Source organism: Paenibacillus sp. GYB003 (assembly GCF_036577625.1).
Classification (GTDB): domain Bacteria; phylum Bacillota; class Bacilli; order Paenibacillales; family NBRC-103111; genus Paenibacillus_AB.
Map to the genome: position 1 here is coordinate 41,114 of NZ_JARBDC010000090.1, position 20,626 is coordinate 61,739.

At 58.5% G+C, this 20,626-nt stretch carries 20 protein-coding genes; 7 read left to right on the forward strand and 13 right to left on the reverse strand.

The window, feature by feature from the left end; genetic code table 11:
- Nucleotides 1–180: 180 nt before the first annotated feature.
- Nucleotides 181–1,578, forward strand: a complete 1,398-nt coding sequence (locus tag PV407_RS28990; RefSeq protein WP_332093499.1) for an extracellular solute-binding protein — start codon at nucleotides 181–183, stop codon at nucleotides 1,576–1,578.
- 255 nt (nucleotides 1,579–1,833) lie between these two features.
- Nucleotides 1,834–3,978 (forward strand): methyl-accepting chemotaxis protein, encoded by a 2,145-nt coding sequence (locus PV407_RS28995; RefSeq protein WP_332093500.1) that lies wholly within the window; start codon nucleotides 1,834–1,836, stop codon nucleotides 3,976–3,978.
- A gap of 46 nt (nucleotides 3,979–4,024) precedes the next feature.
- Here PV407_RS28995 and PV407_RS29000 read toward each other — a convergent pair whose 3' ends face one another.
- From PV407_RS29000 to PV407_RS29025, 6 genes are all read right to left on the reverse strand, one after another.
- Nucleotides 4,025–4,366 carry a hypothetical protein gene (locus tag PV407_RS29000; RefSeq protein ID WP_332093501.1) on the reverse strand — a complete coding sequence of 114 codons (342 nt, stop codon included), beginning with the start codon at nucleotides 4,364–4,366 and terminating at the stop codon, nucleotides 4,025–4,027.
- On the reverse strand, nucleotides 4,366–4,710 hold the full coding sequence (locus tag PV407_RS29005) for a restriction endonuclease subunit S (protein WP_332093502.1): 345 nt from the start codon (nucleotides 4,708–4,710) through the stop codon (nucleotides 4,366–4,368). Before PV407_RS29005 ends, PV407_RS29000 begins: the two co-directional genes overlap by 1 nt.
- A gap of 40 nt (nucleotides 4,711–4,750) precedes the next feature.
- On the reverse strand, nucleotides 4,751–5,038 hold the full coding sequence (locus tag PV407_RS29010) for a nucleoside-diphosphate sugar epimerase (protein ID WP_332093503.1): 288 nt from the start codon (nucleotides 5,036–5,038) through the stop codon (nucleotides 4,751–4,753).
- 98 nt (nucleotides 5,039–5,136) lie between these two features.
- Nucleotides 5,137–6,288, reverse strand: coding sequence for a glycosyltransferase family 61 protein (locus PV407_RS29015; RefSeq protein ID WP_332093504.1), 1,152 nt, complete (start codon nucleotides 6,286–6,288; stop codon nucleotides 5,137–5,139).
- Nucleotides 6,285–7,442 (reverse strand): glycosyltransferase family 61 protein, encoded by a 1,158-nt coding sequence (locus PV407_RS29020; RefSeq protein WP_332093505.1) that lies wholly within the window; start codon nucleotides 7,440–7,442, stop codon nucleotides 6,285–6,287. The genes PV407_RS29015 and PV407_RS29020 overlap by 4 nt, the downstream gene beginning before the upstream one ends.
- Nucleotides 7,443–7,518: 76 nt before the next feature.
- A complete protein-coding gene (locus PV407_RS29025) occupies nucleotides 7,519–8,226 on the reverse strand; it encodes a class I SAM-dependent methyltransferase (protein ID WP_332093506.1) in 708 nt (235 codons plus the stop codon).
- A gap of 292 nt (nucleotides 8,227–8,518) precedes the next feature.
- Between PV407_RS29025 and PV407_RS29030 the strand changes: the two genes are divergently transcribed.
- Entirely contained in the window at nucleotides 8,519–9,496 is a 978-nt protein-coding gene (locus PV407_RS29030) for a glycosyltransferase family 2 protein (protein WP_332093507.1), read from the forward strand.
- 73 nt (nucleotides 9,497–9,569) lie between these two features.
- Here PV407_RS29030 and PV407_RS29035 read toward each other — a convergent pair whose 3' ends face one another.
- The 7 genes from PV407_RS29035 to PV407_RS29065 form a co-directional block, all read right to left on the reverse strand.
- Nucleotides 9,570–10,193 (reverse strand): UDP binding domain-containing protein, encoded by a 624-nt coding sequence (locus PV407_RS29035; RefSeq protein WP_332093508.1) that lies wholly within the window; start codon nucleotides 10,191–10,193, stop codon nucleotides 9,570–9,572.
- Nucleotides 10,130–10,897, reverse strand: a complete 768-nt coding sequence (locus PV407_RS29040; protein ID WP_332093509.1) for a nucleotide sugar dehydrogenase — start codon at nucleotides 10,895–10,897, stop codon at nucleotides 10,130–10,132. Before PV407_RS29040 ends, PV407_RS29035 begins: the two co-directional genes overlap by 64 nt.
- A 29-nt stretch (nucleotides 10,898–10,926) precedes the next feature.
- Entirely contained in the window at nucleotides 10,927–12,027 is a 1,101-nt protein-coding gene (locus tag PV407_RS29045) for a glycosyltransferase (protein ID WP_332093510.1), read from the reverse strand.
- A gap of 23 nt (nucleotides 12,028–12,050) precedes the next feature.
- Entirely contained in the window at nucleotides 12,051–13,139 is a 1,089-nt protein-coding gene (locus PV407_RS29050) for a glycosyltransferase (RefSeq protein WP_332093512.1), read from the reverse strand.
- Nucleotides 13,140–13,234: 95 nt separating this feature from the next.
- Nucleotides 13,235–14,338: a glycosyltransferase family 4 protein gene (locus PV407_RS29055; protein WP_332093513.1), complete on the reverse strand. Its 1,104-nt coding sequence runs from the start codon at nucleotides 14,336–14,338 to the stop codon at nucleotides 13,235–13,237.
- 42 nt (nucleotides 14,339–14,380) lie between these two features.
- Nucleotides 14,381–15,466 carry a glycosyltransferase gene (locus tag PV407_RS29060; protein WP_332093514.1) on the reverse strand — a complete coding sequence of 362 codons (1,086 nt, stop codon included), beginning with the start codon at nucleotides 15,464–15,466 and terminating at the stop codon, nucleotides 14,381–14,383.
- Nucleotides 15,467–15,484: 18 nt separating this feature from the next.
- Nucleotides 15,485–16,093, reverse strand: a complete 609-nt coding sequence (locus tag PV407_RS29065) for a class I SAM-dependent methyltransferase (protein ID WP_332093515.1) — start codon at nucleotides 16,091–16,093, stop codon at nucleotides 15,485–15,487.
- Between the two features lie 227 nt (nucleotides 16,094–16,320).
- Between PV407_RS29065 and PV407_RS29070 the strand changes: the two genes are divergently transcribed.
- From PV407_RS29070 to PV407_RS29085, 4 genes are all read left to right on the forward strand, one after another.
- Nucleotides 16,321–17,445, forward strand: a complete 1,125-nt coding sequence (locus PV407_RS29070; protein WP_332093516.1) for a glycosyltransferase family 61 protein — start codon at nucleotides 16,321–16,323, stop codon at nucleotides 17,443–17,445.
- Between the two features lie 63 nt (nucleotides 17,446–17,508).
- Entirely contained in the window at nucleotides 17,509–18,216 is a 708-nt protein-coding gene (locus PV407_RS29075; RefSeq protein ID WP_332093517.1) for a hypothetical protein, read from the forward strand.
- 35 nt (nucleotides 18,217–18,251) lie between these two features.
- On the forward strand, nucleotides 18,252–18,953 hold the full coding sequence (locus tag PV407_RS29080; protein WP_332093518.1) for a hypothetical protein: 702 nt from the start codon (nucleotides 18,252–18,254) through the stop codon (nucleotides 18,951–18,953).
- A gap of 63 nt (nucleotides 18,954–19,016) precedes the next feature.
- Nucleotides 19,017–20,138, forward strand: coding sequence for a glycosyltransferase family 61 protein (locus PV407_RS29085; RefSeq protein ID WP_332093519.1), 1,122 nt, complete (start codon nucleotides 19,017–19,019; stop codon nucleotides 20,136–20,138).
- The last annotated feature ends 488 nt before the right edge of the window (nucleotides 20,139–20,626 follow it).

Sequence of the window (20,626 nt, forward strand, 5' to 3'; positions counted from 1 at the left end):
CCAAGGTTGGGCGGCGAAATGTTGATCTTTCTTTCGAAAGCAGTTAACTTTTTTTTCGTTTCCGCCCGCCTCCAACCTGTATTATAGTTGTATCATATTATCCGCATCCCGTCGATCGCTTCTCGAACCGGCGGTTTTCCGCTATAATTTGGATAAAACGATTCGAAACGGAAGGTACCTATGAGACGAGACAACGAATTCCGCTACTCCCGCCTGGCGAACATTTTGCGCGAGCAGATCATGTCCGGCTTCATCAAGCCCGGGGAATATTTGCTTTCGGAAAACGAGCTGTGCAAATATTACGGGATCAGCCGCACGTCGGTGCGCAAATCTTTGGAGCAGTTGCAGAAGGAAGGGCTGATCGTCAAAAAGGTCGGACAGGGCACGATCGTCTCGCCCGATCTCGTCATACCGCCAAGCGAGCGGCGGACGCTTCGCATTCTCGCCACTTCGCCTTCGCATTACGCCGATCTTTGCCTCGGCCATATCATCGAGACGTTTCAGAGCAAATTTCCGCACGTGGACGTCAAGCTGCTCAGCATCCCGAGCTGGAACTTCTGGGAATCGCTGCGTGCGAGCGAGGAGCTCGGCCGCTATCCGGATCTGGTGCTCGTGACGGACCGCAACTTCGCCGACGCCGCCCTGACGGAATCGTTTCTCGATCTGGGCGACCATCTCGGCGACCTGCTCGGCTCCCTGTATCCGCGCGTCGCCCTGCCGTTCCGCGACCGGGGCGTCCAGATCGCCGTCCCTTCGACGTTTTCGCCGGTCTATTTGGCATATAACCCGGACCTGTTCGCCAGGTTCGGCGTGGAGGAGCCTGCCGACGGCTGGGACAAGGACGCCTTCGTCGAAGCGTCCCGCCGGCTGACGGCCGACCTGGACGGAGACGGCATCGTCGATACGTACGGCTTTTCGCTTTCCGCGCTGTTCAGCCGCTGGCCGGTCGTCGCCCTGCAAAACGGCGTCAAGTTCGATTCGTTCTCGAATCGCGACGATATCGTGCGCTCGCTCAATTTCTTTCACGACGTCCTGTACCGCGAACGGGTCGCGACGCTGTCCCGGGGCTCGCGCCCGTTTCTGCACGAGAAAGCGGCCATGACGCTTACGACGACGATCGAAATGGCCGGGTGGCGCAGCGACCAGATGCCGTTCGAATCGAAAATCGCTCCGCTCCCGTTCGGACCGCATCAATCGACGCTGCTCGTCGCCAACGCCTTCATGGTGCCGAAAGAAAGCGAGGAGCGGGAGCTGGCGCTCTCCTTCCTGCGCGTCGCGTTCGATCCCGCGCTGCAAAGGCGGCTGACCGAGGAAACCGGCTTTTTGTCCTGCATGCCGGGCGTGACCGAAGCCGTTTGGGACGCCGCCAGCTTGTCCGGGCTCAACATTTCGAAAGGCCGGATCGAGAACGGCTATTTCCTGCACGAGCTGTTCGCCGACGTCGACACGATCGAGGAGCTGGGCGCCGAAATGGAACTGTTTTGGGGCGGCTTGGAAAAGGCCGAGTCGCTCGCGGACCGGATGACCGGCATCCTGAACAAAGTTCCGCACAAGGCGAATCCGGCTTCCGACGGCTGATGCCGTGCCGAAAGTCGCATCCCCCGCCGAAAGCTCCCGGGTTCCGGGAGCTTTTTCGCCGTCCGCCATCGTCCTTGCGGCTTATAAGTCCCTCCCTTCTTCCCCGGCAATCGTCTGCAAGTCCCGTTTTCCCCCGCCGAAACTGGAATGTTTTTCTACGAAATTTGTCGCATGCGAAAGGAGAACGGAAATTGTTGTCGAATAGGTAGGTGAACTTCATGCGAACATGACGAAAATGGCGAAGGTGGGATTTTTATGAAAGGGACATTGTCGAAAGCTGTCTCGAAATTGTCGAAATTTTGGGGCAAGGCGAGAGATGGCGTGTCCGCGACCGACATGAAGCGATTGGGGCGGCAAATCGGCCTGCAAAATCCGGTTAGATCGGTAGGAACGAAGCTGCTGCTTATTTTTTTCGCGAGCATCGTGCCCCTCGTTCTCGTAATCGGCATCATGTCTTATCAAATATCGAAGAGCGTCATCAAGAACAAAGTGGCCGACGCCTCCCAGCAGACGATCTCGCAGGCGACCGACAAAGTCGACTTCATGCTGGAGAGCATGGAAAATATTACGGTTCAGATCATGTCCGACGACGCCGTCGCCGACAACATGACCAAGTACAAGGACAAGTCGCTGTCGCAATTCGACAAGCTGCAGACGGGACAGCTCGTAAGCAACCGGCTCAAAAGCTATACGCTGTCCAACAATAAAATCGCCGACATCAACATTTTGCCGCTGAGCGCGGAATCGACCGAATCGTACCGGACGGCCACTCCGGCCAAGGACGACGTCTACAAGTCGGACTGGTTCAAAAAAATCGTCGACGGCGACGGCAAGGCGGTATGGCTGCCCACGAAAAAATCCGGCTACGTCTCGACGCCGAATTCGTTCGCGGTCGCGCGCGTGCTGCGCAACATCAAATCGAGCACGGTCGAAGGCGTGCTGATCGTGGAGCTGAAGACGAACGCGCTGAAAGACGCGCTCGGCGTCGTTTCGATCGGCGAAGGCAGCGAAATCGCGATCGTCGGCAAAGACAACAACATCGTGTTCACGGAGCAGGGCGGAGAGCCGGAAACGCCGTACATAATCGACGTAAACGCAAACATAGCGAAGACGGGCGAGACGTCGTCCAACTTCGAAACGGAAAAGGACAATGAATCGATTCTTGCCGTCTACGACCCGATCGCCAGGGCGGACTGGCTGCTTGTCGGCATCATTCCGGTCGGCGAGCTCGTCAAGGACGCCTCCGTCATAGCGAAGCTGACGGCCGGGATGGTCGTGCTCGCCATCGTGCTCGCCGTGCTTGTCGGCATTCAGGTCATCCGCATGATCGCGAGACCGCTCGTCGCGCTGCGCAACCTGATGACGGAAGGCGCCCGCGGCAACTTGACCGTGCGCACGAAGGAGACGAACCGCCGCGACGAAATCGGGCAGCTGTCCGCCAGCTTCAACGAAATGATGGAGCAGATTACGGCTCTCGTGTCGCAAACGAACGCATCGGCGCAGGAAGTGCTGCAAACCGCCGCCGAGCTGTCGGAAGCGTCGAAGAAAACGTCGATCTCGGCCAAGGAAATCGCCGTCGCCACGGAAGAGATCGCCAGCGGCGCGTCCTCGCTCGCCGTCGAAGCGGAGCGCGGCAGCGATTTGACCGGCGGCATCGGCGTCAAGGTCGGCCACGTCGTCGACGCGAACGAGATTATGGAGACGGCGGCGGCGGAGGTGCAGGCGGCCAGCCGCAAAGGCGCGGACTACATGTCCGAGCTGATTACGAAAACGGGAACGACCGAAGACATGATCCGCGCGATGGCCGAGAAGGTCGAGAAGCTGCAGGAGAGCACGAGCTCGATCCGCAAAATATTGGACATGCTGAACAACATTACGAAGCAGACGAACATTCTCTCGCTCAACGCGACGATCGAGGCGGCCCGCGCCGGAGCGGCCGGCAAAGGGTTTATGGTCGTCGCCGACGAAATCCGCAAGCTGGCCGACCAGTCGCGGCAGTCGATCGACGTCGTCGCGCAAATTACCGACCGCATCCAGACGGAGATGAAGGAAACGGTCGGCGTTTTGTCCGAGGCGTATCCGATCTTCCAGGAGCAGATCGCGTCGGTGAAAAATGCGGACGACATTTTCAAGCAGGTGCAGGCGCAAATGGACGGCTTCGCCGGCAAGCTGCAGGAAGTGACCGCGTCGGTCCGCGAGCTGCAGGATTCCCAGCTCGTTCTGTCCGAGGCGATGAGCAACGTCAGCGCGGTCGCCGAGCAGTCGTCCGCCACCTCGCAGGAAGTGGCGTCGCTCAGCTCGGAGCAGCTCGGCATCAGCGACGGACTCGTCCGGCTGTCCGGGAAGCTGGAGCGTTTGTCCGATTCGCTCAAGGAATCGCTGAGCAAATTTTCCATTTGACCCGCCGCGGGATTTCCGAACGATCGCAAACGACAAGCACCCTCGCTCACGTAGCTTCGTGGCGGGGGTGCTTTTCCGGTTGATGCTGCGTTTCGCCCGCGCCGTACAGCGGCGCGACCCGCAGCGCTTCGTTCGTCCACGGGCGCGCCGGCTGCGACGAGCATACTTCGCCGATCGTAATGCCGACCATTTTTTCCATGATGGCAAGCTGGTAACGCGCGATCGCTTCGAGACTTTTGCGCAGCTCTTTATCGTCGCCGGCGCCCGAGGCTCCCCCTTCGTTCATGTCGGCGGCGCTCTCGATAATGCGCGCCATCGCCCGCTGGCTGCGGGCGAGCGACTCCAGAATGTCGAGCTTCATTTCCTGCTGCCTCTTCAGCCAGCCCATTACGTATCGTCTCCCAAGCCGCCGAACAAGCCGCCCATGCCCAAGCCGTCCATTCCGCCCGACGAGAAATCTTCGTTTTTGTTCAGCACGACTTTTAAATTTTTGGATAATGCGTTTTCCAGCTTGGTGAGGCCGTCGATCAGCTCGACGAACGACTCGTGCATTTCGAGAGGCTTTTTCAGCTGATCTTCGTGATTGTCGTAGCTTTGATGGTTCAAATGCACGCAAATCCAATCCCGCGACTTTTCCGCCTCGTTCGCCTTCGCCTCCAAAATAAGCGACAGGTCGTGCTGCATTTTGGCCGATGCCCGGAGCATCCACAAAAACGAATCCGCCCGTTCCATCCTATTCCCTCCTTCGCTCCGCGGGCCGCTTAAGCCGCGTTCATTCCTCTTCCGTCTCGGACAGCTCCTTAATGACCAGCTCCAGATGGTCGCCGATCGCGTCGGCCAAATCGGCCAAACTGCTCAAATAGGCGGTTACGCTTTTGGTCAAATCGATCGAATTGGCGGCGATCGCCTCCGTCCCGCCGAATTGGATCGATTCGTTCGGCAGCGCCGTTACGATATGGGCGATATTGAAAATCGACTGCCGTTTCGCTTCGAGCACGCGGGCCATCTCGCAATGCGATTTGGCCATGTGGGCGATAATCGAGGTGACTTCATGCTGCAAGAAGTACTCCCCCTTCTAGAATTACAAAACTTCCCCATATTTTATGATCGGAGTTCGCCGGTTGTGCAGCCGCGGAGACGGTTTCTTCGCTTCGCGGCTCAGCTTCCGGCGGCGAGTCGCCGGAGCATGGCGACGAGCGAACCGATATCGACGGTCAAGTCGGCGTATACGTTCCCGACCAGGCCGATGTGCTCGCTTTCGGTCAGCCTGCGGCCCGCGCCGATCAAGTACGAATAGCGCAAGCCGTAATAGCTGCTGATGTGCCAGAAGCACGGATACATGTATTCGGGTGCGAAAATGTCGAGAACCTGCGTCCCGGGGCGGCAAAACATAATGTTGGTGAGGCTGGCGCCGTGCGGAGAGACGATCGTTTTGGCCGAATGGAACAGCCGCACCTGGTCGGCGACCGACATTCCGCCCAGCGTCACCTCCCTATAGCCGTGCGCCTTCATCACGCGAATCACTTCGGCTTCGTTCCGCACCTTCCGGTGCTTCGCGTCTCTCCGGCTTATATAAATGCGATCGTATCCGCCTGTGGGGCGCGGTTTGACGATTCTGAACAGCTCGCTGCGCAAAAAATCGGTCGCCCATCGCGGCACTTGATTCGACAAAAACGGCAGCAAGCTGTACGGCTGCAGCGACGGCACGACAAGCCGGGCCGCCCGCAGGTGCAGGCCGTCGTAGGAACGGACGATTTGATGCTTCGGTATGCCGAGCAGCGCGAGCGATTCTTCCTGAAATCGGGCGGGACCGTCGCCGGAAATAATGTATTTGTCGACCGTCAGTCCGCTCCTGCGGATCAAATCGATGCGGCCGACGGCGTCGATCATCCAATGGAAATAGTTGCGGCTCCATACGAACGTCAGCACCGCCACCGTCTCCGTCGTACGGACGGCGGGGGGGAGCGATTGCCGCTTGAACACCGGATGGACCCAGTTCGGGATATGAAAATTGAGCGAGACGTCCCAAATCAGCTTGTTGTCCGGAGCGATGACGGCGCTCGAATGATTGTCGCCGCCGAAGTACCGTCCTTCCGGGATGACGGCCACATACCCTTCCGGCGATGTCGGGCTTCGCTGCCGAAACACGGGATGCGGCGCGGGATCGACGGTTCCCGGCACCGTCATGCGAACCGTCTGCGCCGGATGAACGAAGCAGTGCCGCGCGCCGCCGGCCGCCGGCCCGTTCGCGGAGGCGGCGATCCACTCCCGCAGCGTCGTATACGTGCCGACAGGAATCGCTTCACTCATCCCCAAGGTCCCCTTTCCATCCGAAGAAGCATGCCGGTCAAGACGGCGGTGTCGATCGTCATGTCGTCAACGCGACGCTCGACGTCCCCGATGCCGGAGGCGGTCGGCAGACGCTCGCCTTGGCCGAGCATGCAGTAATAATCGAGTCCGAGCTGATTGCACAAATACCAATATACCGGGTTGACGTAATTGGGCGCGAACAGCTCCAGCACCTGCGTGCCCGGCTTGCAGAAGAGCAGGTTCGCGAGTCCGGCGCCGTGCGGCGCGGCGACGACGTCCGCTTCGGCGAACAGCCGGATCTGCTCGGCTACCGGAAGCGACTCGAGCTCGACTCTCCGAAAGCCGAATCGTTCCAGTAATCGGCACACCTCGTCCTCGTTCGTCACTTTGCGGTCGAACGCAAGCCGGCGGCTGACGTAAATGCGCCGAGGCCCGGGCGTCGGCGAGGCGGCGGCCCGGCTCGAAAGCGCCGATCGCAAATAGCGGCTCGCCCAGCCGGGCATCGAATGCGGTACGAACGGAAGCAGCCGGTACATGTCGAGCGACGGAACGACGAGCCTTCGCGCCTTCAGGTGCGCGCCCGGCCCGAGGCGGGCGATTTTCCGCTCCGGTATGCCCAGCATGGCCAGCGTTTCGGTCTGGAAGCGGGAAGGGCCGTTTCCGGTTACGATATATTTGTCGATGCGGATGCCGCTTCTGTCGATCAGATGAATGCGCGCGAGCACGTCGCCGAGCCAGTGGTAATAATTGTGGTCCCAGAGGAAGTGGACGACGGCGACCGTCTCCCCCGTATAGGTCGATTTCGGCAGCGCGCGTCTTTTGTATACCGGATGAATCGCATTCGTCCGCTTGTACTGCATCGACACGTCCATCACGATTTTATTGTCCGGGGCGATGACGGCCGCCATCCGGTTTTCCGCGACCCAGTACCGCCCTTCGGGCAATACGGCGACGTACGCCTTCGGAACGGAGACCGCTTCGCTTTGGAAGGCGGGAAGAAGCGGAAGCGACGCGCTTTTCGGTTTGGCCAGGCGGACGGCTTCCTCCAGATAGATCACGTTTTGCATTTCATGATCGCGCAGTCGGCCGGCGCGCGACCGCTCGACCCAATGCCAGAGCGTCGGATATACGCCGCTCGGAGTCGCTTCGCTCATGCTTCTTCTCCCTCCCCCGCGACAAAAAGATGCGGGCTCAACCTGAAAGCTGCACCGCGTTCCGCTTCCACGTCGGTCACATTCCTTTTTGCAAAACGATGAGCCCGTTCCAATACGTCGGATGGCCGTTGTCCGCCGTCGTTACGTCGAGAAGGACGCGGTACTGTCCCGGGTACAGATTTATGAAATCGAACGTCGCCTGGCGGGGCTCCGGCCAGTTCGTATCGTCGACGAGGATGATGCACCCGTCCGCGAAGTACGGCGACGCGTATTGCAGCCCCTGCAGCTGATTCATGTAATCGTGCGGGCCGTCGAAGAAATAGAGGCCGATCGGACTGCGGTGTATGTTCGTAAAATAATCTTTGTAGTCCATGTCGTAAAACTGGTGCCCCGGACCTTTATGCTTGTTGAACCTATGCATGAATTCCGCTCGCGGGCCGCCGAACTCCGAGAAGTTGTCGACGCCGATGCACGGTTTGCCGGGATTGTTCAGCAGCCCGGCCAGGAAGGAAAATCCGTTCCATACCCCCACGTTGACGAAGCATTGGTTCGGCGGAAGCTGGGAGACGACCCGATTGATGATCGAGCCGATCGCGAAGGAGGACATTTTCGGCATTTGCCAGATGCCGGCCATCGCGGTTCTCATTTTCGCCTCGTCCGCGGGCAGCACGGTGTTGGAAAATTCGAACGCGGCGTCGGTCCCGTACATTTTGTCCTGCGGCACCGGCGTTCCGGGCTGCACGTACCGGAACGAAATTCCTTTAATAAACTCTTCGTTCGTCATAATTGAAGCATTTCCCCTCTCGCAAAATGACATATGCCGTTCAACCATTCCAGTACATGCGGCTTGGCCGGAAAGAGCAACCGATATTTGCCATTGGAACATCGCCCTTTTTCTTCCTTATCCCTCCAATTCAGGCAAAGTTCAGGGCCGTCTTTCCTTCTCTTATCCTATGACGGCTAGCGGAAGATGATTGGACATGTCGCCCCGACCATCCGTCTAAACATTCCGACAATTCTAGCATACAGTAGAAGAGACAACCGTTTGGCCGTTACGGCGACTGGAGGAACCGACTATGAAAATATCGGTAGTGATGGCGGTATATAACGGGGCGGCTTATTTGGAGAGATCGGTGAACAGCATTCTCGCCCAAACGTACGGCAATTTCGAATTCATTATCGTTGACGACGGATCGACGGACCGGACGTGGGACATTCTCTCCCGCTTTTCCGACAGCCGGATCCGAACATGCCGCTTGCCCGCGAACTGCGGCACCCCGACCGCCTTGAATATCGCGGTGGAGGAGGCGGAAACGGAATGGATCGCCGTACAGGACGCCGACGACATAAGCGTTCCCGAACGGCTCGCCGTGCAGGCGGAATATATTCGGAACAATCCCGAGCTGATCGCGGTCGGCGCGAAAATATCGTGCTTCGGCGAAGACGATATCGACCCGAAGCGTCTTCGCCGCGCGGAGTCGAATCTCAATTACGGCTTAAGCCGCGAGGAGCTTTATAGAAACCGTTACTTCGTATGCGCGATGTGCCACGGCACGGCGATGTATTCGAGAACGCGCTTTTTCAAAGCCGGTGGCTACGATCCGGAATATCGGATTACGCACGATTACGACTTGTGGCTCAAAATGTTTCAGCTCGGACCGATCGAGAAAATCGACCGGGTGCTGTACCGGTACCGGGTCCATTCCGGCTCGCTTTCCCACCATGACGGCATGGCGACCTACATCGAGAAGCTGATATGCTGCATCCGCCGAATACGCCAATTCGAATACGGCCGCCGCTCCGGTCCGATCGACTTGATCGTATTCGCGAACAAAGGCATATGCCGAATCATGGCGAACGACGTCATCCCGCATTGCCCGGCGCGGGTTCGTGCTTACTTCGAAGACGAGACGCAGGCCGAATACGCCTGGGAGCTTTTCAAAGGAGGCAAGGCCGACGGAATCGCTCTGCTTCAATCGCCGCACCGGAACGCCTTGAACGGCTTTTTCCTGAGGAAGGGGATGGTCATGAACAAAAATTTGTTTCTGTTGTGAGAATCCCGTCCAAATCGGCGATTCGACACGACAAAGCCGGGACGTCCCGCGCCCCGGCTTCCCTCGCCACTCGCTACCACAACAAACCTTTATAATTCCCGAAATCCGAAAGAGCCCCCGGCACCCCCGCCAGGTCGACGACGACTTTCGTAGGAAGCGCGCTCTTCGCAAACTCGACGTATTGTTCGTTTTTCCGGGCTACGACGATCAGCTCGGCGAACCGGCCCACTTCCTCCAATTCCGGCTCCATCAACCGGATCAGATGAGGGACGGCCGTCTCCAAATATTCGTTGCTCGCCCCGATCCGAAGGGAATCCTCCACGTTTTTGTCATGGATGCGAATATCGTACCCTTTCCCGAGAAGTCGTTCCAGCAGCTTCACGATCGGACTTTCGCGCAAATCGTCGGTTCCTTCCTTGAAGGCGAGGCCGAGAACGCCTATGCGCATCCGGCCTTCGGCGACGATCAAATCGACCGCCCTGTCGATATGCATGTCGTTGCTTCTCTCGATGGCCGGCAGAACGGCCGTTTCCACATGCCGCGACCGCGCGATCGCGTTAATGGCCCGGACGTCCTTCGGCAGGCACGAGCCGCCGTACGCAAAGCCGGGCTTCAAGTAAGCGGGCGAAATGTTCAGCTGCCGGTCGCGGCAAAAAACTCCATCACCTGCACCGGATCGATTCCGAGCGAGCGGCAAATGGCTCCGATTTCATTCGCGAATACGACTTTCAAGGCATGGAACGAATTGCCCGCGTATTTGATCATTTCCCCGACCTCGCGGTCCGTTTCGACGATCGGCGCGCGAATGCCTTCGTATAAACGGCGGAGCGCGGCCGACGCCGTCTCGCTGTCCGTACCGATCAGCGTGTACGGCGGGTTGAAGTAATCCGCGATACTCGACCCTTCGCGCAAAAATTCGGGATTGCTGACGACGGCGAAATCCCGGTAGGCCCGCTTTCCGGATTCGGCGAGCAAAGCTTCGAACGCGCTCCCCGTTCCCGGAGGAACCGTCGAACGAATGACGACCGTCAAAAACCGTTCCCGCTCCGCGATCGCTTCCTTGATCTGTCCGGCCACTTGCCATAAATGGGACAGGTCGGGTTCCCCGTACTTGTTCGACGGCGTCCCGACGCAGATCATGCAGATGTCGGACCGGTCCAGCGCCTCTCTCATGTTCGGCGTAGCGGACAGCCGCCCGCTGCGGCTCTGCTCCATGATCAGGGAGGCGATGCCTTCGTCGACGATCGTCGGCAAGCCTTCGTTGATCAGCCGCACTTTTTTTTCGTTCACGTCGACCCCGATGACGCGATGTCCCATATGCGCCAAACATCCGGCAGAGACGCATCCGACATAACCGAGGCCGATGACCGTGACCGTAAACGACGTTTGTTCAACCGTCATGTCCATTCCCCATTCCTAAGATGCTCAGGCTATACGAGAACTTCGGCAAATTTGGTCAGCTCCCGGGCCACCTTGCGCGCCGTCGCTTTCCTGCTGAACTTGAGCAGCAGCTCCTTGCGCGCCCATGCGGCCCGTTCCTTGACCTCCGCCTTCCGCATGAAGACGGCCCGCATTTTGTCGCGCAAGTCGCTCTTGGACGGCTCCGCCCAAACGTGTCCGATAAACGCGGGATTTTCGTTATCCATAATTTCCACGAACTGTTCGACCTGGATAAGCTCCGCATTGCGGGAGTTCATAAAATCGACCTGCCCGCTCCAATTCGTGCCGATGACCGGCAGTTCCATCAGCATCGCTTCGAAAAACGGCCTGCCCCAGCCTTCCCCGCGGGTCGGAAGCACGAAGGCGTCGCACGCGCGGTACAGCTGAAGCAGCTCTTCCGTCGACAGCATCTGGTCGATGATGTAGACGGGCGGTTTATCGCGCTTCGGCTTCGGATGCGACTCGATCTGCTCGATCAGCAGGTTCACCTTGTTGTTGTCCCTGATTTTGATGACGAGCGCGACGTCGTCGCCCGCGGAAAACTCGTCAAGGAAAGCGTCCAGCAGCACGTCATACCCTTTGCGCCGTTTCAGGTCGAAGACGGACAAAAAACGGAACGGCTCCCGCACCGGCAGCGGCAGCGCCGGGCCGCCCGGCGTAAATCGGTCTGTGTCGAAAAAATTCGGTATTAACCGGATCGGCACGTTGACGCCCGAATTGATAAACGTCGTTTTGTTAAACGTGCTCTGAACCCACACTTCGTCGAAGCTGTTCAGCTCGGGCACCCAGCTGTCCGGTATGCGGTCCGTCTCGAAGGTGGTCCGGGCGATATTGACGCGAAATTCGGGCCTGCGGCGAACGTAGGAGCCGACCCAATTGTACAAATAAATATCGTTCGAGCCGAGCTTCGTCGTTTCGAACGAAGCGATGAAGCGCGCCTCCTCCGGTTCGAGCAGCTTATGCCTCTCGTCCGCATCCCTCGCCTCGATGCGGACGCGGAAGCCGGCCTCGTGCAGCATGCGCAGCAAAATCCGGTTCCCTTCCGCCAGTCCGTGCCCGTTATAAAAGATGCCTTCCAGGAGCACATTCACGCCTGTTCCGTACCTCCTTGCTGTCAAGCGTATTTATCCAGCGCCATTACGACCCGTTCGGTCAATCGATCCAGTCCGTATTGCTCGAGCAGCAGCGCGCGCGCCTTGCGGCCGGTCGCTTTCGCTTCCGTCCGGTGCTCCGCGACATACCTCATCTTCTTCTGCAAATCGCCGAGCGAAGGCTCCGCCCAATAATGCCCGTTGAACATCGGGACTTCGTTGTTCTCGATCCGGATCAGCCGTTCCACTTCGACCAAGTACGAATTGTCTTCGTTCATGAATTCGGTTTGCCCGCTCCAGTTCGTCCCGATCGTCGGCAATTCCATCAGCATCGCCTCGAAAAACGGCCTCCCCCAGCCTTCCCCCCGGGAAGGGAGCACGAAGGCGTCGCACGCCCGGTACAAGCCCAGCAGCTCCTGCACGGTCAGCATTTGAGCGATGATATAGACCGGCGGCTTCTCGCCTCTCGCCTTCGGGTGCTCGCTCACGATCGCCTCCAGTCTGGCGGCGTCGTTCTCACCGCGAATTTTGACGACGAGCGCTACGGAATCTTCCGGGGAAAATTCGTTCAGAAACGCCCGCAGCAGCAAATCGTAGCCTTTGCGAAGCTGCATGTCGAACACGGACAGGAACAGGAACGGCTCCGTCGCGGGCAGCGGCAATCGTTCGCCTGCGGGCTCGTATTCGCCTACGTCGAAAAAGTTGGGCACCAGCACGAGCGGCACTTGAACGCCCGAGCCGCGAAACGAAACGAGGTTGAACGAGCACTGCAGCCAAAGCTCGTCGAAACGGTTCAGCTCCGGTATCCAGAAATCCGGGATGCGATCCGTTTCGAACGTCGTACGGGCGATATTGACGCGAAAATCGGGACGGATGCGGACATCGGAGCCGACCGTGTTGCAAATGTAGACATCGTTTGCGGAAAGGGGGGTTTGCTCGAACGAGGCGATGTACCGGATTTCGTCCTCGGACAGGAACAGCCGTTTATCCGCACGGTCTCTCGCCGAAATTCGCACCCGGTAACCCGCCCGGTCCAAAATGCGGAGCAAGATCCGGTTGCCCTCCGCGAACCCGTGTCCGTTATAAAACATGCCGTCAAGCAAAATATTCACCGCTTCCCACACCTCTTTCCTTGGCGATTCGATTCGAAAGAGCCCGGTTCGTTCGCCGTATCGGCGGCATGCGGCTTTTCCGAACCGAAACCGGCTTATCGCTTTCGGAACTTTTCGAGTTCGGCCTTCACTTTCCGCTCCACGGACGCCATGTTGTATTTTTCCAGCAGCTCTTTGAGGGCGCGCTTGCCGACCGCCTTCGCTTCGCTCCGGTGCTCGTAGACGTGCCGCATTTTTTTCCGCAAATCTTCGACGGAGGGCTCCGCCCATTTATGACCGTTGTACATGGCGTAGTCCGGGTTGTTTTTGATCCGGACGAGCCGCTCCACTTCGACGGGATACGAATTGCGCTCGTTCATATATTCGGCCTGCCCGCTCCAGTCCGTGGCGATCGTCGGCATCGCCATGATCATCGCCTCGAAGATCGGTCTCCCCCAGCCTTCGCCGCGGGTCGGCAGGACGAAAGCGTCGCACGCGCGGTACAGGGAGAGCAGCTCGGGAGTCGGCATCATGCGGTCGACGATATGAACCGTCGGCCGTTTGGAAGCGGGCTTCGAATGGGCCTCGAGCTCCCGGATCAGCCGGGGCGTCTCATCGGGGCCGCGAACCTTGATGACGAGCGCCGTATCGTCCTTCGGGCCGAATTCGTCCAAATAGGCGCGGATGAGCAGGTCGTATCCTTTCCGCTCGCACAGCTGGAATACCGACAAAAATTTGTAGCTATCCTCCCGAAGCGGCAGCTGCATCTCGTCGCCCTTCAAGACGTACCGCTTGTCGTCGAAAAAATAAGGGATGAAGCGGAGCGGCACTTTCACCCCGGAATCCCGGAACGTCTTGATATTGAAGCGGCATTGGACCCAAACCTCGTCGAATTTGTTCAAAATCGGCACCCAGTCGGCCGGAATGCGGTCCGTTTCGAACGTCGTATGCCCGATATTTACGCGAAAATCGGGTCTGGCCCCCATCCGGAAGCCGACGTCGCGATTGAGAAAAATGTCGTTGCTTGTTAAGGCGGTCGACTCCAAATGCCGGATATAGCGATACTCCTTATCCGTAAGGGCGATCTTGCGTTCCCTATTAAAATCCCGGGGGAGCGCCTTGACGTTGTAGCCGGACCGGTGCAGCATATGGAGCAGCACCCGGTTCCCTTCGGCGTACCCTTTTCCGTTATAAAAAAATCCTTTCATCAAAATGTTCAAAGCGTCACCGTTCTTTCCGAAAACTGTATTTTTTTCGTCCGGTTAACGGAATTTGTCCAGCTCTGCGGTCACCTTCCGCGACGTTTCCTCCATCGAATACGCGGACAGCAGCTCGGCTCGCGCCTTTTTCCCGACCGCCCGGGCGGCGTCGCGGTTTTCGAACACGTAACGCATGTTTCGCTGCAAATCGGTAACGGAAGGCTCCGCCCAATAATGTCCGGCCAGCTCCGGCTTATTTTTCACTTCCACGAGCCGTTCGACCTTCACCGGAAACGAGTTGCCTTCGTTCATAAATTCCGTCTGCCCGCTCCAGGCCGTTCCGATCACGGGCATTTCCATAAGCATCGCTTCGAAAAAAGGCCGTCCCCAGCCTTCCCCGCGCGAAGGTAGGACGAAGCAGTCGCAAGAGCGGTACAGCCGGATCAAATCGGACCCGTTGAACATCCGGTCGATCACGTGGACGAGCGGACGTTCCCTACGGGGCTTCGGATGGGCCCGCACGATGTCGTGCAGCTTCGACACGTATTTGCCGCTGCGCACCTTGATGATCAGCGCCGCGTCGTCCCTGCCCGAAAATTCGTTCAGAAAGGCGCGCAGCAGCACGTCGTACCCTTTCCTCTCCTTTAAATCGAAAACGGACAGGAACAAGAACGATTTCCCCACGTTCAGCGGCATTTTGTCGCCTTCCGGACGGAACTGGCTTTCGTCGAAAAAGTTCGGGATGAGCCGGATCGGCACGGTCACTCCGGACCTGGAGAAGGTGTGCCGGTTGAAGGAGCACTGCACCCAAACCTCGTCGAATTTGTTCAGCTCGCCAACCCACGATTGCGGGATTCGGTCCGTTTCGAACGTGGTGCGGACGATATTTACGCGGAATTCCGGGTTATGCCGGACCTCGGAGCCGATCCAATTGCACAAGAACAGGTCGCGCGTCGGCAGCGGAGTCTGTTCGAACGCACGCAAATAGTCCGTTTCTTCGGGAGACAGCACTTGCTGCTTCATCCATTTTTTATCGATCGGACGGATCCTCACCGCATGACCGGCCCGCTCCAGGATGCGCAGCAAAATGCGATTTCCTTCGGCCAAACCGTGTCCGCTGTAAAATGCCCCTTCCAATAAAATGTTCATGCCCCGTATCTCCTTAGCTTACGGCTCTTCCATCACTTTTTGGCAAACCCACAGTCCCTTCGACTTTACTTTGACGTACCATTTCGGCAGCTCCGAAACGAGCTTCGTCGGCCCCTGCCACGTGTTGACGTCATGAAAGGCGATGTATCCGCCGGTCGCGACCATCGGACTCCAATACTCGAAATCTTCCCGGACAGCCGCATAGCGGTGGGACGCGTCGATAAACAGCAGCCCGATCTTCGACTTCCTCCGCCACTTCCGCGAAGCGTCCACCGTTTTCATCCGGATCGGCTCCACGTACTCTTCCAGTCCGAACCTCCGCAAATTTTCCTTGAATTCGTCCAGCACTTCGTCCGGATAATCGAGCGGCTTGCCGGACGGCTTCCAGCTCCACAAGTCGACCGCATGCACCCTTCCTTCCCCTCTGTCCTTTACCGCGCAGGACAGCCAGCATGTCGATTTGCCTTTCCAGGAGCCGAGCTCGACAATCGTCGGAACGGGCGCTTTGAACCGGGCCAGCCGGTAAAGCGTCTCGCCTTCGTTGCGTTCCAGCCAGCCGGGTACCGACGAAACCATCCTGTGAATGCTTTCGATCCGTTCGTCGATCCAGTCTTTCTCCGAAGACATAAAATCCCTCCTGCGCATAGTAAATCTGTGCTCGCCAGACATGTTCCCATCTTATGACGGAGGGAACATGCCCGTCATACGAAAACGGCCGGCCGGACGAAAATGTGCATCTGGACCATAAGCGCCGTCAAGTTTTGCAGACGGACCCGTTCCATTTGCCGGGTCCGTCCGGCTTGCCCGAACATATACAAATAGCGATTGCGATTTCCGCTCGAAGGAAGGGATGGTTGACATTGGGCGTTACGAAGGAGCTGCAGCCGCCGAAAAGCCGTTATCGTTCGCCGGACGAATGGTTGCGGTCGGCGGGGCTCGAGCGCGACAAGTTTTTCAAATCGTTTTACAAATCCGATCCGATTCGGTTAAACGGTCCGAAAGGGCTGGAAAATCCCGTCCACTGGATGTACCGTTCGCTGCAAAGCCGGAAATGGAAGCAGCGGAAAGGGTATGTCTTCATCATGCCCGGAGGGCGAATATGCCGCTCCAGATGCACGATCCTGACGCCGGATCATAAGGAAATGTGGGATTTGTCGTGGCTCGTCAACCGCGCCGCGAACGACCCCGACCTCCGCAAGCTTTCCCGGCTCCCGCCGCTCCGTTCGACCGATCAGACGGTGGCGCTTCTGGGCATGCGGGAAAGCGGAATTTACTATCACTGGATGGTCGACGTGCTGCCGCGGTTTCATCTGCTCCGGAAGCTGGGCATTCCGGCGGACAAGTACGTGCTCAACGGAGGCTGGCTGGCGCCGTTTCAGTTCGAGACGCTGGATACGCTCGGCATCCCCCGCGATCGTCTCCTGTTCAGCGACGACCAGATGCACCTGAAGGCGAAGCTGCTGCTGGTGCCCGGATGCGAATTCGGCATCGTTCCGAAATGGGCGCTCGATTATGTGCGCCGCGAGCTGATGGAGAAGCCGGGAATCCGGCCGTCTGGCGAGCGCAAGCGAATATACATTAGCCGGGCGAAGGCGAGCAAGCGTAAATTGCTCAACGAAGCCGAGCTGACGGCCATCTTGAGCCGGTACGGCTTTCGCAGCGTCGAATTGGAGTCGATGAAGGTGGCCGATCAGATCCGTTTGTTCGCATCGGCGGACATCGTCGTCGGCCCGCATGGCGCGGGGCTGACGAATCTGATGTTTTGCAGGCCGGGCACGAAAGTGATCGAATTGTTTTCCCCGAACCATATGCATACGTGCTATCCGGTCATCAGCAACCATATGGGGCTCGACCATTATTACTTGGTCGGGGTCGGCAAACGGCCGCCGGAATTCGTCAATCCGCGCCTTCATTCCGACGATATCCGCATCGACCCGGGCGAGTTCAAGAACATCCTGAAACTTGCCGGGGTGAAGTGAGAAGATGACCGAAAAGCCGGCGATTTGGGGAACGACCCTTACTACGCCGTTAGGAGGTGCCGCATGTCCGTCCAGTCGACCATACCGGCTCTGAGGGTCGCCCTGACTCCCCGAAGTCGGACGATCGTCTGCAGCTTGGCTATCGGCGAGCCGCATATCGCTTTCATGCGGCGGATGGCGCCCACGGTCCGTTATTACGCGCAGCGTTACCGGATGGATCATCTGCTGCTTCCGCTCTACGGCGCCGCGCTTGACCCGACCCGTCCCGCCGCTTGGAGCAAAGTCGTCCTGATCCACCATTTGCTGAAAACGTACGATACGGTCGTTTGGCTCGACGCCGATACGATCGTCGTCGACCCCGGCACCGATATCCGCACCGAGCTCGATCCGCGAGCTCCGATGCATGTGGTTGCCCATCGTCTCGGCCGCAAAACGATTCCGAATACCGGCGTATGGATTTGCCGCAGAGATCCGCGCACGTTCGAGCTGCTGGCCGCGATTTGGAACCATACCGAGTTCGTGAACGACGGCTGGTGGGAGCAGGCGGCGCTCATGGACTTGATCGGCTTCGAGCCGAGGGAACGCGTTTGCCGTTTCCGCGGGCCGACTCTGTATACGTCCAGCGTCCGTTTTCTGAACGAAAAGTGGAACAGCCGATATGCCGCTCCCGCACCCAAGACGCATATTTTGCATTTTTCCGGTCCGAACAAGCCGCTTGACGAGATGGAACGATCGTATGCGCTGTTCCTGCAACATATCGCCGATCTTTGAGCGATCGCCATATTACAAGGTTAGGTGGGACTCACGTGGGAAAGTCGACCAACATCCCCGTCCTTCCGCTTAAGTGGAAACGGCACGAACGGACGCTTCTGTGCAGCTTGGCCACCGGCGGGGAACATATCGAGATGCTCGAATTGCTGGCGCCTACGGCCTCTCACTATGCCCGGCTGCACGGCATGGACTGCCTGATGCTGCCGCTTCCGGGCAAACGATTGGAGCCGTCCCGGCCGCCGGCCTGGGACAAAATCGTCCTGATCCATCACATGCTGAAGCTGTACGATACCGTGATTTGGATCGACGCCGACGCGATCATATGCGACCCGCATAAAGATATTCGCGCCGTGCTGGACCGCCGAATCCCCATGCACCTGGTCGTGCACAAAATCGGGAGAAGAATGATTCCGAATACCGGCGTATGGGTGTTGCGAAGCTTGTCCAAGACGTTCGAGATGCTGTATTACGTCTGGAACGACAGCAGGTACATCAACCATAGATGGTGGGAACAGGCCGCGCTGATGGATTTGATCGGCTTCGATCCGGAATCGGCTTCGTTTCGCGGCCAAACGCCGTATACGGCTCATGTCCGGTTCATCGACCGCGAGTGGAACAGCCGGCAAGCCGATTGCGCCGCGAATCCGGTCATTTACCATTACTGCAGCAGCCCGAAGCCGATCGACGACATGTATCGACGATACGACGCTTTCGTGCGTAACGTGCTGCAGCTTTAGACCGCCCGGCCGGCTGCAGGCCGGGCACCGGCTCCGCATCTCCTTGAAAGGAAGGTGAACCTCATGATCGAACGGGAAAAGCTTGCTCCTTTTTCCGGGTACTATCGGTCGTTTGACGAATGGGCCGACAAGTCGGCATCGGCCGGAACCCCCTCCTATCTCGAAACGATGAACCTGGGACGCCCCATCGCGTTCCGGACGCCGATCGGGCTGGAGCGACCGCCGCATTGGGCGTTCCGCAAGCTGTCGTCGTCGAGAATCCGCGAGCGTCACGGGACGGTCGCCATTATTCCGGGCGGCAAAGTTTGCGGTATCGAATGCGACATCGTGACTCCCGACAACAAGCTGATCGGCGATTATTCGCTGGAATGGAAGGTGCACCCTACGAAGCGAACGGTATGGAAGCTGGACCGGCTGCCTCCGCTTTACCGGTCGGAGAGTCCGGTCGCCGTGCTCGCTCTCAAAGACAGCAACATTTACTACCACTGGATGATGGACGTTTTGCCGACCCTCCATCTGCTCAAGCGGCTGGGCATCAAGCCGCACTTGTTCGTCATTAACGGCAAGGCGGCCGCTCCTTACCAGATCGAGACGATGGAAATGCTCGGCGTTTCCCGGAAGCGGATCGTACAAAGCCATCCCGGGCTCCATATCGAAAGTCCGCTGCTCGTGGTCCCGCGGTGCGTCGGGAAGTTCCGGTCCAGATGGTCGATCGACTTTTTGCGGCGGGAGCTGATGACGGCTTGCGGGATCGTGCCGGCGGCGGGGAAAGACCGGATTTACATCAGTCGGGAGAAAGCGCCGAAGCGGAAGCTGCTCAACGAGGACGACGTCATGCGGGTGCTCGCCCGCCGCGGCTTTCGCAAAGTGCATTTGGAAGGGATGCCCGTCTCCGATCAGATCCGGTTGTTCGCATCGGCCGAGGCGGTCGCCGGCCCGCACGGAGCCGGGCTCACGAATACGGTGTTTTGCAATCCCGGCACGCGGGTGATCGAGATGTTTTCCCCCCGGCTCGTGCATACGTGCTATCCGATGATCAGCGGGCTGCTCGGCCTGCAGCATTATTATTTGGTCGGAACGGGTCCCCGGCCTCCCGAGTTTTGCGACGTTCACGACCGGCATGCCGATATCCGGGTCGATGTGAGGCAGCTGGTCCGCCTTCTCGACTTGGCGGGCATCCGGTGATCGAGGCGGCGTTCGGAGGGGAAAAACCGCTGGAGCAAGACGCTCCGGCGGTCGTTTTTCTTGCGTGCAAACCGATTCGTTAGTGCGCGGAGAAGGGCCGGGGATCGGCTTCAGCCTCCGGCGAATCGTTCCGCGCTAAATCCATTCCCTCCAAGCTTCAGTGAGCCCGGACGTACGGCTAACGAATCGAGTGATCGTTATCGGAGCCGAATGCAGGGGGTTGAATTTGTTTACGAATCCCAGTATCGCTATTGCCGACAAATCGGCTCGATTGCTTCCTTTTTGGGCTGTATAGCGATGTCACGATTCGTTAGCCTGGAAAAACGACCGTTTTTCCGCCGATAAGCATGCTGCGATTCGTTAGCGTCGGCTACGAATCCGTCCGGCTGCCGGGCGTTCCCCGAAAAAAGCGGCGCAGGCCGTCTTGCGAACGTCCGACCGGTGCGGAAAACGCGCGAAACGGGACTGCATAACGGCCGCCGTGTCCG

Excerpts from the sequence above, each read along its gene's own strand:
- PV407_RS29085 (WP_332093519.1), top strand. The coding sequence starts at position 19,017 with ATGATCGAACGGGAAAAGCTTGCTCCTTTTTCCGGGTACTATCGGTCG.
- PV407_RS29065 (WP_332093515.1), bottom strand. The coding sequence starts at position 16,093 with ATGTCTTCGGAGAAAGACTGGATCGACGAACGGATCGAAAGCATTCAC.
- PV407_RS29040 (WP_332093509.1), bottom strand. The coding sequence starts at position 10,897 with ATGACGGTTGAACAAACGTCGTTTACGGTCACGGTCATCGGCCTCGGT.
- PV407_RS29030 (WP_332093507.1), top strand. The coding sequence starts at position 8,519 with ATGAAAATATCGGTAGTGATGGCGGTATATAACGGGGCGGCTTATTTG.
- PV407_RS28995 (WP_332093500.1), top strand. The coding sequence starts at position 1,834 with ATGAAAGGGACATTGTCGAAAGCTGTCTCGAAATTGTCGAAATTTTGG.
- PV407_RS29005 (WP_332093502.1), bottom strand. The coding sequence starts at position 4,710 with ATGGAACGGGCGGATTCGTTTTTGTGGATGCTCCGGGCATCGGCCAAA.
- PV407_RS29075 (WP_332093517.1), top strand. The coding sequence starts at position 17,509 with ATGTCCGTCCAGTCGACCATACCGGCTCTGAGGGTCGCCCTGACTCCC.
- PV407_RS28990 (WP_332093499.1), top strand. The coding sequence starts at position 181 with ATGAGACGAGACAACGAATTCCGCTACTCCCGCCTGGCGAACATTTTG.
- PV407_RS29015 (WP_332093504.1), bottom strand. The coding sequence starts at position 6,288 with ATGAGTGAAGCGATTCCTGTCGGCACGTATACGACGCTGCGGGAGTGG.
- PV407_RS29020 (WP_332093505.1), bottom strand. The coding sequence starts at position 7,442 with ATGAGCGAAGCGACTCCGAGCGGCGTATATCCGACGCTCTGGCATTGG.
- PV407_RS29000 (WP_332093501.1), bottom strand. The coding sequence starts at position 4,366 with ATGGGCTGGCTGAAGAGGCAGCAGGAAATGAAGCTCGACATTCTGGAG.
- PV407_RS29060 (WP_332093514.1), bottom strand. The coding sequence starts at position 15,466 with ATGAACATTTTATTGGAAGGGGCATTTTACAGCGGACACGGTTTGGCC.
- PV407_RS29025 (WP_332093506.1), bottom strand. The coding sequence starts at position 8,226 with ATGACGAACGAAGAGTTTATTAAAGGAATTTCGTTCCGGTACGTGCAG.